Origin of the sequence: Nonomuraea fastidiosa (genome assembly GCF_042751225.1) — a bacterium.
In the GTDB taxonomy this organism is placed as follows: domain Bacteria; phylum Actinomycetota; class Actinomycetes; order Streptosporangiales; family Streptosporangiaceae; genus Nonomuraea; species Nonomuraea fastidiosa.
In genome coordinates this window covers 6,025,090-6,041,825 of the sequence record NZ_CP170570.1, presented here as the reverse complement: position 1 = coordinate 6,041,825, position 16,736 = coordinate 6,025,090, and the positions used below count along the sequence as shown (strand labels likewise).

The window sequence follows — 16,736 nt, the reverse complement described above, 5'->3', positions numbered from 1 at the left end:
TGCCGCCGTACGCACGACGGCGCCGCTCCCGGATCGCTGCGGGGAGCGGCGTCAGGCGAACGACTCGTTGACCGGCTATTTGAGGAAGTCGGGAACGTCGAGTTCCTCTTCCTGCTCCTCGAAGATCACCCGGGGACGTTTGGGAGGCTCCGACATGCGGGAGGTGATGGGCGTGGGCGGATTGGCCGGCTCGGGCGTGGGCCTCGGGATCGAGACGGGGCCGGACGGTCCGTCGGCCTCTCCGGACTCCTGCCTCCCCTCGTCGCGGCCCTCGCTCCTGCCGTCGTTCCGGTTGTCGGCCCTGCCGTCGGAACGCTCCGGCGCCGAGTCGTGCACGGGCTCGACCGGCCGCACCGGCTCGGGCCTGGCCTCGGCGCGCGGCTCGGGGCGGAACTCCGTACGCGGCTCAGGACGCGGCTCGGCACGCACCTCGGCACGGGGCTCGATGCGCGGCTCAGGCCTGACCTCCGGCCGCGGCTCGGGACGCACCTCGGCGCGGGGCTCGGGGCGCGGCTCGGGGCGGAACTCCGTACGCGGCTCAGGACGCGGCTCAGCGCGCAACGGAGGAGGGTCGGACTTCACACTCGGGGAGGCCGCGTTCGGCCGCGCAGGAGACGACACGGGCGGCGCCGCGGGGCGGCCCGCGGGCCTGGGCGCCTGCTTGTCGGACGGGCCCGGCACGTCGTCGAAGCCGGCCGCGATCACCGTGACCCGCACCTCGTCGCCGAGCGCGTCGTCGATGACCGTACCGAAGATGATGTTGGCGTCGGGCGCGGCGGCCATCGACACCAGCTGGGCGGCCTCGTTGATCTCGAACAGGCCGAGGTCGGAGCCGCCCGCGATGGACAGCAGCACGCCGTGCGCGCCGTCGATGCTGGCCTCCAGCAGCGGGCTGGAGACGGCCATCTCGGCGGCCGCCACCGAGCGGTCGTCGCCGCGCGCGTGGCCGATGCCCATGAGCGCCGAGCCGGCTCCCGACATGACCGACTTGACGTCGGCGAAGTCGAGGTTGATCAGGCCGGGCGTGGTGATCAGGTCCGTGATGCCCTGGACACCGGACAGCAGCACCTGGTCGGCCGCCTTGAACGCGTCGAGCACGCTGACCTGCCGGTCGGAGATCGACAGCAGCCGGTCGTTGGGGATCACGATGAGCGTGTCGACCTCGTCGCGCAGCGTCTCGATGCCCGCTTCCGCCTGCGAGGCCCTGCGTCGTCCCTCAAAGCTGAACGGACGGGTCACGACGCCGATGGTGAGCGCGCCGAGCGACCTCGCGATGTTGGCCACGACGGGCGCGCCGCCCGTGCCGGTGCCGCCGCCCTCGCCCGCTGTGACGAAGACCATGTCGGCCCCCTTGAGGACCTCCTCGATCTCCTCACGGTGGTCCTCGGCCGCCTTGCGGCCGACATCGGGGTTGGCGCCGGCGCCGAGCCCGCGCGTGAGCTCGCGGCCCACGTCGAGTTTCACATCGGCGTCACTCATCAGCAGCGCCTGGGCGTCGGTGTTTATCGCGATGAACTCGACGCCCTTGAGTCCCTCCTCGATCATCCGGTTGACGGCGTTGACTCCGCCGCCGCCGATGCCGACGACCTTGATGACCGCGAGGTAGTTCTGCGGTGCTGCCACGACGAGGGGCCTTTCCGCTCGTTGACTTGCCATTCCGGTGCGGATTGTCTCCGCTTTTTTGTCACTTCAGGTAACTCTCAACCTCAGGTTGAGATTTAGATTTATGTCAACCTGATGATTGATACGGACAGTAGGAGTTACGCTCCGGGCCGGTCAACTAACCGCGCCGCAAGCACGTCCGGCGTGTCGCGCGCTGTCCGTTTCGCTCCGCCGCCGCGCCAGATGGCGCGCCTCCTCTGCCGAAAGTCCGGCTTACAGGCTCTCATGTTCCGGGCCCCGGCTCGTACAGGCTCGGCGATCTGCTTGCCGCTGACTTGCCGGACCCTGACGATCACGATCACTTCAGCGTCACCACGTCCGGAGAGCTGACGTCGTAGAAGGTGGCGGATCGTTCCCGTTTGAGCAGCGAGGCCAGGATGCGGCCCTTCTCCTCGGGACGGTCGGAGCCGCCCCACAGGACCGTACGCCCGTCGGACAGCTCCAGCGTGATCCCCTCGGCCGTGCCCGCGCGCACCCGCCTGACCTTGCCCGCCACCTCGGGCGGAACGGCCTGGACGGCCTTGAGCGCGGCCGTCATGACCGGATCGCCGGCCACCGGGCGGTCGACCTTGAGCACGGGCAGCAGGGGCGGCAGCGTCGGTTTGACCTCGATCACCACGCCCTCGCCGTCGACGACCGCCACCTTGCCGCCGGTCTCGATCGCGGCGACCGGCTCGCGCTCGACCACCTCGATCTTGAGCGTGCCGGGCCAGACCCGGTCCACCTTGGCGGAGGCGAGCTGCCGGATGCCGAGGACGCGGCTTTCGACGCCGGCGAGGTCGACGGTGGCGAGGGGATGCAGCTCGGGCACGCCCGCCTGCTGTTTGATGCGCTCGCTCGGCACTGTGAGATTTCCCACGATCTCGATCGAGCGCACCCCCAGCACAGGCGAGAAGAACACCAGCCACGCGGTGATGCCCACCACGCCCGCCGTCAACAGCACCAGGAACGCCGTACGCGCCTTCATCGCCCTCCCCCCAGCATGCGGCTCATGTCGGCACCGAACCTACGCCGACGGCGGCCTGAAGCCCGCGCGCCACGCCCAAGAGCGCGCCTCGCTCAGGACAGGCGGGCGACGATCTGCGGCCCCAGCTCGGTGACGTCGCCCGCGCCCATCGTCAGCACGATGTCGCCGGGCCGCGCCCGCTCGGCCACCAGCGCCGGCACGGCCGACCTGTCGGGCGCGTACACCACCCGCTCGGGCGGCAGCGGCACCCGCCCGGCCACCATGGCGCCGGACACCCCCGGCTCCGGGTCCTCCCTGGCGCCGTAGACGTCGAGCACGATGACCTCGTCGGCGAGCCCCAGCGCGGCGCCGAACTCGTCGGCGAAGAACCGGGTGCGCGAGTACAGGTGCGGCTGGAAGATCGCGATGACCCGGCCGGTGCCGGAGTAGGAGGCCACCACGTCGCGGGCGGCGCGCAGGTCGGCGGCCAGCTCGGTCGGGTGGTGGGCGTAGCTGTCGAAGACCGCCACGCCCCCGGCCTCGCCCTTGGCCTCGAAGCGGCGCTTGGCCCCGGTGAAGGCCCCCAGGCCGTCTCTGATCTCCTCGAACGGCATCCCGAGCTCATCGGCCACGGCGATCACCGCCGTGGCGTTGAGCGCGTTGTGAGCCCCGGGAACGGCCAGCCTGACCTCTCCCCTGCCCTCGATGGAGAACACCGTGCCGAACCCGTCGGGCCGCACCTCGCCCACGCGGTAGTCGTCGCCGCGCACGCCGTAGGTCTTGACCCGCAGGCCGCGCTCGGTGGCGCGGCGCGCCAGCCCGGCCGCCCCGGGGTCGTCGGCGCAGCAGATGAGCAGCGAGCCGACCCGCTCGGCGAACCTCGCGAAGCTGTCGTGCACGGCCCGCGGGTCGCCGTAGTTGTCGAGGTGGTCGGCCTCGACGTTGGTGACCACGGCGATGTCGGGCGCGAGCATGAGGAACGAGCCGTCGCTCTCGTCGGCCTCGGCCACGAACACCCGCCCCTGACCGTCGTCGGCGCCGAGCCCGGTGGTGACGAGCTGGCCGCCCACGCAGTAGGACGGGTCGGCGCCGCACTTCTGCAGCGCCACGGTGAGCATGGAGGTGGTCGTGGTCTTGCCGTGGGTGCCGGCGATGGCGACGCCGGTGCGCCCGGCCATGACGGAGGCCAGCGCGGCGGCCCGCGGGATGATCCGCAGCCCCTGCTTGAGCGCCTCGCCCAGCTCGGGGTTGGAGTCGCGGATGGCCGTGGAGACCACGACGGTGTCGACGTCTCGGATGTGGGAGGCGGCGTGCCCGATGTGGACCGTGGCGCCCAGCTCGCGCAGCTCGGTGATCAGCTCGGAGCTGCGCGCGTCGCTGCCGGTCACGCGTACGCCGCGCTTGAGCAGGATGCGGGCGATGCCCGACATGCCCGCGCCGCCGATGCCGATGAAGTGCACGCGCCCAAGATCTTCGACGGCGACGGGATCGACCAGCTTCACGAGACTCATCGGGCTATCTCCAACACTTTCCTGGCGAGCATGATATCGGCGTCCTTGCTCCCCAGCCTGGAGGCGGCCTCCGACATGACGGCGACCCGCTCGGGGTCGTGGAGCATGGGCAGCACGTTCTGAATGATCCATTCGGCGGACAGCTCGGCGTCGTCGACCAGCAGCCCGCCGCCGCCCGCGACGATGCGCTCGGCGTTGATGCGCTGCTCGCCGTTGCCGTGGGGCAGCGGCACGTACGCGGCGGGCAGTCCCACCGCGGTCAGCTCGGCGCAGGTCAGCGCGCCGCTGCGGCACAGGGCGACGTCGGCGGCGGCGTAGGCGAGGTCCATGCGGTCGACGTAGGGCAGCAGGACGTACTGCGGGTCGCCGGGCGGCGGCTCGTGATCGACGGTGTTCTTCGGGCCCAGCACGTGGAGCACCTGCACCCCGGCCCTGCGCAGCGCGGGCGCGGCGGCCAGCGCGGCCTGGTTGATCGACCTGGCGCCCTGCGAGCCGCCGAACACCAGCAGCGTCGGCCGGTCGTTCTCAAGGCCGAACCACGAGCGCGCCTTGTCGCCCATGGACAGCCGGTCGAGCGTGGTGATCTCGCGGCGCAGCGGCGTGCCGACGAACTCGGCCTTGGGCAGCGCGGAGTCGGGGAAGCCGGTGAAGACGTGCTCGGTCAGCCGGGCGCCCAGCCGGTTGGCCAGCCCGGGACGCGGGTTGGCCTCGTGGACGACGATCGGCAGGCCGCGCCGCTTGGCCGCGAGGTAGGCGGGCGTGGCGACGTAGCCGCCGAAGCCCACCAGGATGTCGGCCTGCACCCGGTCGAGGATGCCCGCCGCGGCGTTGATCGCCCCCGCGAGCCGCCCGGGCACGGTGAGCAGGCTCGGCGTGAGGGTCCTGGGCAGCGGCACGGCGGGCACCAGCTCCAGCTCGTAACCCCGCGCAGGCACGAGCCGCGTCTCCAAGCCGCGTTCCGTGCCCACGCAGGTGATGCCGACGCTCTGGTCAAGATGGCGCAGCGCGTCCGCAAGGGCGAGCGCGGGCTCGATGTGCCCGGCCGTCCCCCACCGGCGAGGACCACCCTCATCTCGGTCACTCCCTAACGTGTCGCTCGGCCTCTGGTCGTACGCCGCAGGCCCAGCCAGCTTAGGGCCCGGGCGGCCGGTCCGGGGCCACGTGCCGCCAAGGCCTCGCGCGCTCCCGGCTCGCGCCGGGCGAACGACAGCAGCATGCCGAGCGCCGCGAGCGTGGGCAGCAGTGACGAGCCGCCGTACGAGACCAGCGGCAGGGGGATGCCGGTGATCGGCAGCACCCCCAGCACCGCGCCCATGTTGACGGTCGCCTGACCCACCACCCACGCCACCGTGGCGGCCGCGGCGAGCCTGGTGAAGGCGTCGTTGACGCGTATGGCCACCCGCAGGCCCGCGTAGCCCAGCAGCCCGAACAGCGCCACGACGGTGAGCGTGCCCATGAGCCCCAGCTCCTCGCCGATGATGGCGAAGATGAAGTCGCTCTCGCTGTTGGGCAGCCAGCTCCACTTCTGCCGGCTCTCGCCCAGGCCGACGCCGAACCAGCCGCCCGAGCCGATCGCGATCTGCCCCTGCACGGCCTGGTAGCCGTCGCCCTGCGCGTCGGCCCACGGGTCGAGGAAGGAGCTGATGCGCGCGGTGCGGTACGGCTCCACTTTGATCGCGATGACGGCGGCCAGCACCGCGAGCGCCATGAAGCCGCCGAACAGCTTGATCGGCGCGCCCACCACCCACAGTAGCGCGAGAAAGATCATGAAGAGTACGAGCGTGGTGCCGAGGTCGCTGCCCAGCATGACCATGACGGCCAGGATCGCGGTGCCGGGCAGCAGCGGGAGCAGCATCTGCCGCCACTCGATGCGGCCCTGCTTGGCCCGCCTGGCCAGCAGGTCGGCCCCCCACAGCGCGAGCCCGAGCTTGGCCGGCTCCGACGGCTGGATGGTCAGCGGGCCGAGGTAGATCCACCGCTGCGCGCCCCACTCGGCCGAGCCGACGAACAGCACCATGACCAGCGCGATGATCGACAGCGCCATCAGCGGGTAGCCGGCCCAGCGGAAGAACTTGACCGGCAGCCGCGAGCACACGTACATGAGCGGCACGCCGATCGCGGCCGACAGCGACTGCTTGATGAACCACGAGAACGGGCTGCCGGTCTTGTTGAGCGCCTCGATGCTGGAGGCCGACAGCACCATCATCAGCCCGAGCGCGAGCAGCAGCGCGCTGCACATGATGATCAGGTAGTAGGTGGCCAGCGGCTTGTCGAGCAGCTCCTTGAGCGCGAGCAGCTGCTCGCGCAGGAAGCTCTGCGGGCTCTCCTCGGCGCGCGCCGGCCGCACCCGCTCCTCAGCGCTCGTGCTCACGTCGCGCCCTCAGCTCGCGTACGGCACGCGCGAAGGCCTCCCCTCGCGCCGGATAGTTCGCGAACATGTCGAAGGATGCCCCCGCCGGGGAGAGCAGCACGGTGTCGCCTGGCGAGGCCAGCCGGGCCGCTTCGGTGACGACTTTGTCCATCGCACCAGTGTCCCGATCCGCGATGTCCACGAGGGGGACATTCGGCGCGTGTCGCGCCAGGGCTTCGGCGATCCTGGCGCGGTCGGCGCCGATCAGCACCGCCGCGCGCAGCCGCGGGGCGGCCTGGCGTACCAGGTCCTCCACGTCCGCGCCTTTGAGCAGGCCGCCCGCGATCCACACCACCGAGCGGTAGGAGGCGAGCGCCGCGGCCGCGGCGTGCGGGTTGGTGGCCTTGGAGTCGTCGACGTAGTCGACCTCGCCGATCCTGTCGACGTGGGCGAGCCGGTGCGGGTCGGGCACGAAGTCGCGCAGCCCCTGGCGTACGGCCTCGGCGGGCACGCCGAGCGAGCGGGCCAGGGCGGCGGCGGCCAGCGCGTTGGCCACGTTGTGCGGCGCGAACGGCTTGATGTCGTCAAGGGTGGCGAGCTCTTCTGCGGCGTCCACGGGGTCGGCCACGAACGCGCGGTCCACCAGCAGGTCCTCGACCACGCCGATCTCGCCCCGCCTGGGGATGCGCAGCGTGAACCCGACCGCGCCCGGGTAGGGGGCGGCCAGCCTGGCGGCCTCGGGGTCGTCGGCGTTGTAGATCACCGTGCCGGCGCGCTCGAAGATCCGGCCCTTGGCGGCGGCGTACTCCTCCATGGAGCCGTGCCAGTCGAGGTGGTCGGGCGCCACGTTGAGCACCGCGGCGGCGTGCGGGGCCAGCGTGGACGACCAGTGGAGCTGGAAGCTCGACAGCTCGACGGCCAGCGCGTCGTACGGCTCCCCCACCGCGCGCACCACGGGCACGCCCACGTTGCCCACGGCCAGCGCCTTGCGGCCGGCGGCCAGCAGGATCGAGGTGAGCATGCGCACGGCGGTGGTCTTGCCGTTGGTGCCGGTCAGCGCCAGCCACGGCGCCGCCTGCCCGGAGCGCAGCCGCCAGGCCAGCTCGACCTCGCCGACGACCTCGACCCCGGCCTTCAGCGCGGCGTCGATGAGCGGGTGGTGCGGCGGCCAGCCGGTGGTGACCAGCCGCGTCACCCCCTCCGGCAGCGCCATCTCGCCGAACCTGGTCTCCACGCCGACGCGGGCGAGCTCCGCCGCCGCGGCGAGCTGCCGCTCGCCCTCCGTCGCCTCGACCACCACGACCCGCTCGCCCCGCGCGGCCAGCACCTCGGCCACGGCGGTGCCGGACACGCCGAGCCCGGCGACACACGTGTACGTCATGGCCTGGGCATCCACTCGACGTAGAACAGCCCGAGGCCGAGCGCCGCGCACAGCATGGCGATCAGCCAGAAGCGGACCACGATCGTGGTCTCCGCCCAGCCCTTGAGCTCGAAGTGGTGCTGCAACGGCGCCATTCTGAACACCCGTTTCCCGGTCATCTTGAAGGATCCGACCTGGATGATGACCGACAGCGTGATGATCACACACAGGCCGGCCAGGATGATCAGCAGGAGCTGGGTACGGGTGGCGATGGCCAGGCCGGCCAGCACGCCGCCCAGCGCGAGCGAGCCGGTGTCGCCCATGAAGATGCGGGCGGGCGGCGCGTTCCACCACAGGAAGCCGATGAGCGCCCCGAGCACGGCGGCGGCCACCACGGCCAGGTCGAGCGGGTCGCGCACCCAGTAGCAGTTGGGGCCGAGCTGGTCGATGCAGTTGTTGCGCAGCTGCCAGTTGCCGATCAGCACGTACGCCGCGAGCACCGTGCCGGTCGCACCGCTGGCCAGGCCGTCGAGACCGTCGGTGAGGTTCACCGCGTTGGAGAACCCGACGATCATGATGAGCACCCAGATGGTGAACCCGACGATGCCGATCGAGGGGCCGAAGTCGCGCAGGAACGACAGCCGGGTCTCGGCGGGCGTGATGCCGTACACGTTGGGCTGGCGGACCACCAGGACGGCGAAGACCGCGCCCACGATGAGCTGGCCGAGCGCCTTGGCGCCGCTGCGCAGGCCCAGGCTGCGCTGCTTGTAGATCTTGATGAAGTCGTCGAGGAAGCCGACCGCGCCGAGTCCCGTCATCAGGAACAGCACCAGCATGCCCGACACGGTGACGGGGGTCAGGGTGGCCAGGTGTGAGGCGCCGTAGGCGAGCAGGGCGGCCAGGACGAACACCGTGCCGCCCATGGTGGGGGTGCCCCGCTTGCCGAGGTGCGCCTGCACGCCCTCCTCGCGGACCTGCTGGCCGATGCCGCGCCGCGAGAACAGCCGGATCGCCAGCGGGGTGCACAGCATCGAGAGGACGAGGCCAACCGCGCCGGCGATGATGATGTTGGTCACTGGGGGGCACCTCCGAGCACCAGCTCGGCCGTTCGCTCCAGGCCCATCGCTCGCGGGCCCTTGATCAATACCGCGTCACCTGGCCGCAGCCACGCGGCGAGCTGCGCCGCCGCGGCCTCGGCGTCGGAGACGTGCACGACGGTCGTGGGGCGGCCGAAGCCGCCGGGGACGGCCGGGGCGGACCGCCCGCCGGTCCGCCGGGAGGTCCGATGGGCGGCCCGCCCGCGGGCGGCTGCCACCCCTGCACCGGCGCGGGCGCACCGGGCACACCGGGAACGGGCCCACCGGGGCCCTGCGGCCCGGAGGCGGACGCACCGGGCGCCTGAGGCACACCGGCGGGGGCACCGGAAGCCTGCGGCCCGGGAAGCTGCGGACCCTGAGGGCCGGAAACGGACGCTCCGGGAAGCTGCGGACCCTGAGCCCCGGGAACACCGGGAGCCTGCGGAACCGCGCCCTGAGGACCGGGGGCACCGGGACCCGGGACGGGCGCGCCCGGGGCCTGCGGCCCGTAGGCGGGGGCGCCGGGCCCCTGCGGACCCGCGGCCTGAGGACCGGACACGGGCGCCCCGGGACCTTGGGGGTCGGAAGCGGGCTCGGGCGGCGCGGAGGTCTGGGCGGCTTCCTGGGCGGCGGCTTCCAGCGCGGCGGCCGTCTCCATGGCGGCGGCGCGCGCCCCCTGCAGGACCGGCTCGGCGTCGGGACCCGCCACGATGAGCCCGGCGAGACCGGCGCCGCCGGCCAGACGGCCGAGCTCGGTGTTGAGCTCCCCGCTGTCCTCGCCGAGCTCGCGCAGCGCCGCGATGACCGCGAAGCGCCGCCGCCCGCGGCCGATCACGTCGAACGCCTGGAAGGCGGCCCGCATGGAGTCGGGGTTGGCGTTGTAGGCGTCGTTGACCACGGTGACGCCGTCGGGCCGGTCGGTGACCTCCATCCGCCACCGGCTGGCCGGCGTGGCGGCCGACAGCTCCTCGGCGATGGTGGCCACCGGCAGCCCCAGCTCGTAGGCGGCCGCGGCGGCGGCGAGCGCGTTCTCGACGGCGTGCGCGCCGATCAGCTTGAGCGACACGTGCGCGGAGCCCGAGGGGGTGCGCAGCGTGAACGAGGCCCGCCCGCGCACGTCGACCACGACGTTCTCGGCCCTGATCGCCGCCTGCTCGCCCTGCCCGAAGTACGTCACCCGCGCCTCGGTGCGCGAGGCCATGCCGCGCACGAGCGGGTCGTCGGCGTTGAGCACCGCCACGCCGTCGCGCGGCAGCGCCTCGACCAGCTCGCCCTTGGCCTTGGCGATGGCCTCCTTGCCGCCGAACACGCCGAGGTGGGCGGTGCCGACGTTGAGCACGACGCCGATCTTCGGGGGCGCGACGCGGGTCAGCTCCTTGATGTGGCCGATGTTGCGCGCGGCCAGCTCCAGCACCATGTAGCGGGTGTCGAGGTCGGCCCGCAGCACGGTGAGCGGGTGGCCGAGCTCGTTGTTGTAGCTGCCGACGGGCGCGATGGTCGGCCCGATCCGCCCGGTGAGGCGGGCCAGCAGGTCCTTGGTGGTGGTCTTGCCCGCCGACCCGGTCACGCCGATGACGGTCGCCTTCGTGAGCGTGCGCACCTGCGCGGCGGCCAGCTCGGCGAGCGCGGCGGCGGCGTCGGGGACGATCACCGCGGGCGCGTCGACCGGCCTGCTCGCGAGCACGGCGACGGCTCCGTCGCGTACGGCCTGGGCGGCGAAGTCGTGACCGTCGGCCCGCGAGCCCTTGATGGCGACGAAGAGGGATCCCGGTTCTACGGCCCGCGAGTCGATCACGACGGGCCCGCGCACCACCGCGCGGGGATCGGCCATGCCCGACAGGGCGCCCGAGGTAATCTCGGCGATCCTGGCCAGAGGCAACGGGATCATTAGTGCTTCCTGCTTTCCTTGCGTGCGTCGATCGCTTCGGCGACCACTTCGCGGTCGTCGAAGGGGATCACCTCGCCTGAGACGTACTGGCCCTGTTCGTGACCCTTGCCCGCTACGACGATCACGTCGCCGCGCCCGGCCCGGGCGATCGCCAGGCCGATGGCGGCCGCGCGGTCGGGCTCAATGATCACATGAGCGCGGTGGTGCCGGGGAACGCGGAGCGCCCCTTCCATCATCGCGGCGAGGATGGCCAGCGGATCCTCGGATCGCGGGTTGTCGCTCGTAAAGATTGCCACATCGGCCAGTTGCGCGGCGATTTCCCCCATGAGTGGGCGTTTGCCGCTGTCGCGGTCGCCGCCGCAGCCGAGCACGATCGTCAGGCGGCCCTCGGTGACCGAGCGCAGCGAGCGCAGCACCGACTCCACGGCCCCCGGCTTGTGCGAGTAGTCCACGACGGCCTGGAACTCGTCGTCGGCGCCCGTGACGCGCTGCATGCGTCCCGGCACCCCGGCGAGCGTGCCGATGCCGTGCACGGCCGCCTGGAGCGGCACGCCGGCCTCGACGAGCGTCACCACGGCGCCGAGCGCGTTGGCCACGTTGTACGGCCCGGGCAGCGCCACGGTCGCGTCGGCCTCGACCCCGCCGGGGCCCACCACGCGGAACGCGCTGCCGTCGGAGCCCAGCCTGGTGTCCACCGCCCGCCAGTCGGCCTCGGGGTCGCCCAGCGCCGAGAACGTGGTCAGCGGCACCTTCGCCAGCTCCAGCAGCTCGCGGCCGTAGCGGTCGTCGATGTTGGTCACCCCGACGCGGCTCATCTCCGGCTGGAACAGCCTGACCTTGGTCGCGAAGTAGTCCTCGAAGTCCTTGTGGAAGTCGAGGTGGTCCTGCGACAGGTTGGTGAACAGGGCGACGTCGTAGTAGACGCCGTCGACCCTGCCGAGCGCCAGCGCGTGGCTGGAGACCTCCATGGCCGCCGCCGTGACGCCCTCCTCGCGCATGAGCGCGAACAGGCCGTGCAGGTCGGTCGCCTCGGGCGTGGTGAGCCTGGGCTGGAAGCGCAGCTCGCCGGCGTGGATCTCGACGCCGCCCACCAGGCCCGCACGGTGACCGGCGGCCCGCAGGCCGGCCTTGATCATGAACGTGGTGGTGGACTTGCCGCTGGTGCCGGTCACGCCGAGTATCTGGATGTCGTGGGCCGGCTGGCCGTACACCCAGGAGGAGATCTGCCCGAGCAGGGCGCGCGGGTCGGACACGACGAGCACGGGCAGCCCGGTGGCCACCGCGGCCTCGCGGCCCGCGCGGTCGGTGAGCACGGCCGCGGCCCCGTTCGCCATCGCGTCGGCGGCGAACTCGGCGCCGTGCACGCGGTTGCCGGGCAGCGCGACGTACAGGTCGCCGCGCCTGACCTCGCGCGAGTCGATGGTGACGCCGGTCAGCACGGCGTGCGGCGAGCGCGACGTGCCCGACTCGGCGTCGAGCATGGTCGCGAGCCCGCTCAGCGGGCGGGGCGGGCTGGTCGTGGGACGCATAGACGACGGGGGACGCACGGCGAGAGCGTACCTTCCCTGGTCACTGTCCCGCGCCGACCCGCACCGGCGAGACGGCCGAGCCTGTGGGAGGAATCTTCTTGCTCTTGATGGCGAACGTCATCACATCCTTGAAGACGGGGGCCGCGAGCTGCCCGCCGAAGTGCCCGTTCTTCGGGTTCTGCAGCACCGACAGCACCACCAGGCGTGGTTTGTCGGCCGGCGCGAACCCGGCGAACGACGCCGTATAGCCGTCATAGCGGCCGAGTTCGGCATCGTAGCGGTTCGCGGTGCCCGTCTTGCCCGCAACGCGATATCCGTCGATGGCGGCGAGCTGCCCGGTGCCCTCCTCGCCCACGGCGCTCTCCAGCATCGTCGTGATCTCCTTGGCCGTCGTCTCGCTCACCACCCTGGTCTGCTTACCGGGAGGAGCGGGGACGAACCTGCCGTGCTCGTCCGTCGTGCCGGCCACGATCTGCGGCTCGATCTTGACGCCGCCGTTGGCGATGGTCTGGTAGACGCTGGCCATCTGCAGCGCGGTCACCGAGACGCCCTGCCCGTAGGCGACCGTGCAGTTCTGGCTGCCGGACCACTTCTTGTAGTCGGGCAGCAGGCCGGCCTCCGCGCCGGGCACGCCGCCGCCTGGCCTGCTGCCGAAGCCGAACGCCTTGAGCATGGCGTGCAGCCGCTCGCTGCCGACCTTGCGCGCCGCCATGACCGTGGCCACGTTGCTGGACTGCGCCATGGCCTGGCGGAACGTCATCGGCTCCGTCTTGTGGCTGTGGGCGTCGCGCAGCACCTGGTCGGCGCACTTGATCCGGTCGGGCACCCGGTAGACCGTGTCGGGCGTCACCACCTTGGCCTCCAGCGCCGCCGCGGCGGTGATCACCTTGTTGGTGCTGCCGGGCTCGAACACGACGGAGGCCGCCTTGTTGACGAAGCTCGACTCGGGAGCCTTGCGCCAGTTGTTCAGGTCGAGCTCGGGCGCGTTGGCCATGGCGATGATCTGAGCCGTCTGGACGTCCATGACGATCACGGTGCCGCTGTCGGCGCCCGACTTCTTCACCTGATCGGCGATGGACTTCTGGGCCGCCCACTGGATGTCGCGGTCGATGGTCAGGCGCACGTCACGGCCGTCGACAGGCGGCGTCTGCTCGCTGCTGGTCATCGGGATCTGCTGGCCGTCGCGGCCGGTCTCGACGCGCATCTTGCCGTCGCGGCCGGCCAGCAGCTCGTTCTTCTCGCGCTCGATGCCGCCGAGCCCGGTGCCGTCGTCGCCGACGAACCCGATGAGGCTGCCGGCGAGGTCGCCCGCTGGGTAGTCCCTGCGGTAGGTCTTCTTCGCCGCCAGCGACGGGATCTTGGCCTGCAGCAGCCGGGTCGCGACGAACGGGTCGACGCCCCTGGCGAGCAGCTGGTAGCGGGTGTCCGTCCTGGCCAGCTTGGCGGCGATCTCCTGCTCGCTCTTGCCGAGCTGCTGGGCGAGGACGCTCGCCACCTCGGCGCGTTTCCCCGAGGGCACCTTCGTCGGGTCGATCGACAGGTCGCGCGCCTCGCGGGTGACGGCGAGGTAGTGGCCCTTGACGTCGGTGATCGAGCCGCGCTTGGCCGGGATCGCCACAGTCTGCACGCGCTGCTCGGCCGCCGCGGCCTCGTACACCTTGGCGTCGAGCCCCTGCATCTGGATGAGCCGGCCGGCGAAGATCGACAGCACGAACGTCATGCCGATCAGGCCGATGTTGATGCGCCTGCGCGGGTTGCCGAGCCGCAGCACGAGCGGCGGGCGCGGCGGCGGCCGCCGCGGTCCCCTGGGCGGCGGCACGTCACCGCCACGGGAGGCGCCGCGAGAGCCGCTGTGGGGGGTGCGCCTGGCCGCCGCGCCGTCACGGTCCCGGGCGGCGTCCTGCCGGGCGCCTGCGGCCCCTCTGGGACCTCCCGGCGGGGCGCCCGCGGCTCCTCGGGGGGCACCGGACGGTGTGCGGCGCAGCGGGCCGTCCTGGCCGCGCCCCCGGGGCTCCTCGTCCCCCGGACGGCGCGCCTTGCCGCCGGGCTGCCCGGCCGCCTTGGAGCCCGCCGCCGATCCCGTACGGCCGGCGGGACCCGGCCTGCCGGCGCCGCCGGGCCTGGCGGTCCTGCCCCGATCGTCGTCGCGCCCCTGCACGCGCCCGCGCAGCCGGTCGGCCTCGTCGCGGGGGGCGCGCCCGCGCGGGCGGCCGTCGTCGTCACGGCCCTGGGCCGCGCGCCCTCTCGGCCGCTCGTCGTCGCGGGGAGCCCTGCGGGGGCCCGCGTCATCGTCGTCACGGGGACGCCTGCGCCCGGCCGGCCGGTCGTCGCCGCGCGAGCGGCCCCGCGCGTCGCCTGCGGGACCGAACGCCTCGGGCCCGAACGGCAGGTCGAGGGGGTCGTCGGGGTCGCGACGGCGGCGCGGCGGCTCCTGCGACGGCGGGCGGCCTTCACCGGAGGGCCCGCCGCGCCCCGAGCCGCCGCTCTGCCGTGTCGTCCTTCCGGGACCGCCCGGCGTACGACGAGCGGCGCCGGGCCCTCCTTGAGAGCCGGCGCCGCCTGCGCCGCGGCCGGGGCCCTGCCCCCTGCCGCCTGATTCCCTCACCGTTCCGTGTCCGCCTGGTTCGGCCGTCCGTCGCTGGTGTAGGCGTTGACCTCGTCCCAGTCGGGGTGCTGCCCCTGCATCTCGGCCAGCCGGGCGATGTTGCCCGGCTGGGTCTTGAGCTGATATTCCTGGTCGATCTTCTCGTTCTCGCGCCGCGCCACCGCGATCTCCTCGCGCAGCTTGGCGTCGGTGATCGTGTCCTGGGCCAGCATCGTGTTGAGCAGCAGCAGGCTCACCAGGCCGCCGCAGAGCAGGCCGACGACGAGCAGGACGAACGGCGTGCGCTGCCGGCGCGCGGGGCCACGGCCGCCCGAGGGGCGTGCTGCGGGCGCCTTGCGCACGCGTGCGCCGGCCGCCTCGCCGGGCCTGCGCTCACTGGCGGGCGCAGTGACAGGCGCGGTGACAGGCGCGGTGACAGGCGCGGTGGCGGGCGCGGCGGCGCGCGTGGAGGGCTTGCCGCGTTCGGGTGCGGCGGTCCTGCCGCGCGTGGGAGCCTTGGTCCGTTCGGGCGCGGGCGCCTTGCCGCGTACGGGAGCCGCCTTGGCACGACCGCGCGCGGGAGCGCCGCTCGCCGCGGCAGCGCCCGTGGAGCCGCCCGCACGCGCGTCCAGGCGCGCGCGCTCGGCGGCCGAGCGCCTGCCCGCCGCTTCGGAGCGCACGTCGGCTCGCGCCTCGGCCCGCACGTCGGGACGGGGCCGGAGCTTGGGCTGCTGCGACACGGCCGGCCTGCGGACGCCCGTCCTGGGCACCGCGCGGCGGACGGGAGCCCCCCGGCCGGTCTCCTGCTCAGTCGTCAACACGGATCCTCTCTGCCGCCCGTAGCCGGGCCGAGGCCGCCCGCGGGTTGCGGGCGATCTCTTCTTCGCTCGGGAGCTCTGCTCCCCTCGTCAGCAGGCGGAACCTCGGCTGGTGAGCCGGAAGCGGGACGGGCAGCCCGGGGGGGCTGGTGTCCCTGGTTCGCGCCGTGAGGGCCTGCTTGGTGAGCCGGTCCTCGAGTGAGTGGTAGGAGAGCACGACGACTCGCCCACCGAGCGCCAGCGCGTCGAGCGCCGCGGGCAGCGCCGCCTCCAGGGCGGACAGCTCCGCGTTCACCTCGATGCGCAGCGCCTGGAAAGTCCTCTTGGCGGGGTTGCCCCCGGTGCGCCGGGTCGCGGCGGGGATGGCCTCGCGAACGATGTCCGCGAGCCGCTTCGTCGAGGTTATTGCCTCTTTGGCACGTTCTCTGATGATCAGGCCCGCGACACGCTGAGCGAATCTCTCCTCGCCGTAGTCACGCAGGATGCGGGTGAGGTCGGCGGCGGAGTACGTGTTGACCACCTGCTCGGCCGTGAGCTCCTGGGAGGTGTCCATGCGCATGTCGAGCGGCGCGTCATAGGAATAGGCGAACCCGCGCTCGGCCTCGTCGAGCTGCGGCGATGACACGCCGAGGTCGAACAGCGCCCCGTTGATCGTGGTGCGCCCGGCACGCGCGAGCACGTCGGGCAGGTCTGCGGACGAGGCGTGGACCAGGGTGATGCGGTCGGCGTAGGGGCTCAGCCTGCGGGTGGAGTGTTCGATCGCGTAGGGATCGCGGTCGATGCCGATGAGGTGGAGCGCCGGGTGGGCGGCGAGCAGAGCGGCGGAGTGACCGCCGAGTCCGAGGTTGGCGTCGACGACGACGGGGTCGGGGCCGGACAGCGCGGGGCCGAGCAGCTCCAGAACGCGGTCGAGCATCACCGGAACGTGACCGCCCGTGGCGACGCTGTCGTCCATCTCCAACCCCCCTTTCGCGTCCTTGCTCGCGGATGACGCGTTCATCGATCGATCGCC

10 protein-coding genes and 2 pseudogenes are annotated in these 16,736 nt (G+C 72.8%); all 12 read right to left on the bottom strand.

Features of this window, described 5'->3' with window-relative positions; all coding sequences use genetic code 11:
* Positions 1-75 precede the first annotated feature (75 nt).
* Entirely contained in the window at positions 76-1,623 is a 1,548-nt protein-coding gene (gene ftsZ / locus ACFMQL_RS27865) for a cell division protein FtsZ (RefSeq protein WP_364054819.1), read from the bottom strand.
* A gap of 337 nt (positions 1,624-1,960) precedes the next feature.
* Positions 1,961-2,629, bottom strand: coding sequence for a cell division protein FtsQ/DivIB (locus ACFMQL_RS27860; protein ID WP_378787779.1), 669 nt, complete (start codon positions 2,627-2,629; stop codon positions 1,961-1,963).
* Between the two features lie 92 nt (positions 2,630-2,721).
* A complete protein-coding gene (gene murC, locus ACFMQL_RS27855) occupies positions 2,722-4,119 on the bottom strand; it encodes a UDP-N-acetylmuramate--L-alanine ligase (protein WP_364054825.1) in 1,398 nt (465 codons plus the stop codon).
* Positions 4,116-5,191 (bottom strand): annotated as a pseudogene (murG, locus tag ACFMQL_RS27850) (undecaprenyldiphospho-muramoylpentapeptide beta-N-acetylglucosaminyltransferase). Before murG ends, murC begins: the two are co-directional and overlap by 4 nt.
* Before the next feature lie 12 nt (positions 5,192-5,203).
* A complete protein-coding gene (gene ftsW, locus ACFMQL_RS27845) occupies positions 5,204-6,490 on the bottom strand; it encodes a putative lipid II flippase FtsW (protein WP_364054831.1) in 1,287 nt (428 codons plus the stop codon).
* Positions 6,474-7,850: a UDP-N-acetylmuramoyl-L-alanine--D-glutamate ligase gene (murD, locus tag ACFMQL_RS27840; protein ID WP_364054834.1), complete on the bottom strand. Its 1,377-nt coding sequence runs from the start codon at positions 7,848-7,850 to the stop codon at positions 6,474-6,476. The genes ftsW and murD overlap by 17 nt, the downstream gene beginning before the upstream one ends.
* Positions 7,847-8,905, bottom strand: coding sequence for a phospho-N-acetylmuramoyl-pentapeptide-transferase (mraY, locus tag ACFMQL_RS27835; RefSeq protein ID WP_364054837.1), 1,059 nt, complete (start codon positions 8,903-8,905; stop codon positions 7,847-7,849). Before mraY ends, murD begins: the two co-directional genes overlap by 4 nt.
* Before the next feature lie 652 nt (positions 8,906-9,557).
* Positions 9,558-10,793, bottom strand: a pseudogene (gene murF, locus ACFMQL_RS27830) (UDP-N-acetylmuramoyl-tripeptide--D-alanyl-D-alanine ligase); the annotation flags it as partial.
* A complete protein-coding gene (locus ACFMQL_RS27825; RefSeq protein ID WP_378787777.1) occupies positions 10,793-12,322 on the bottom strand; it encodes a UDP-N-acetylmuramoyl-L-alanyl-D-glutamate--2,6-diaminopimelate ligase in 1,530 nt (509 codons plus the stop codon). The pseudogene murF and the gene ACFMQL_RS27825, both read right to left, overlap by 1 nt.
* Before the next feature lie 40 nt (positions 12,323-12,362).
* Positions 12,363-14,927, bottom strand: a complete 2,565-nt coding sequence (locus ACFMQL_RS27820; RefSeq protein WP_364054843.1) for a penicillin-binding transpeptidase domain-containing protein — start codon at positions 14,925-14,927, stop codon at positions 12,363-12,365.
* On the bottom strand, positions 14,924-15,724 hold the full coding sequence (locus tag ACFMQL_RS27815) for a hypothetical protein (protein ID WP_378787775.1): 801 nt from the start codon (positions 15,722-15,724) through the stop codon (positions 14,924-14,926). Before ACFMQL_RS27815 ends, ACFMQL_RS27820 begins: the two co-directional genes overlap by 4 nt.
* The gene (gene rsmH / locus ACFMQL_RS27810; RefSeq protein ID WP_364054849.1) at positions 15,714-16,679 is read right to left on the bottom strand and encodes a 16S rRNA (cytosine(1402)-N(4))-methyltransferase RsmH; all 966 of its coding nucleotides are present in this window, start codon (positions 16,677-16,679) and stop codon (positions 15,714-15,716) included. The genes ACFMQL_RS27815 and rsmH overlap by 11 nt, the downstream gene beginning before the upstream one ends.
* Between the last annotated feature and the right edge of the window lie 57 nt (positions 16,680-16,736).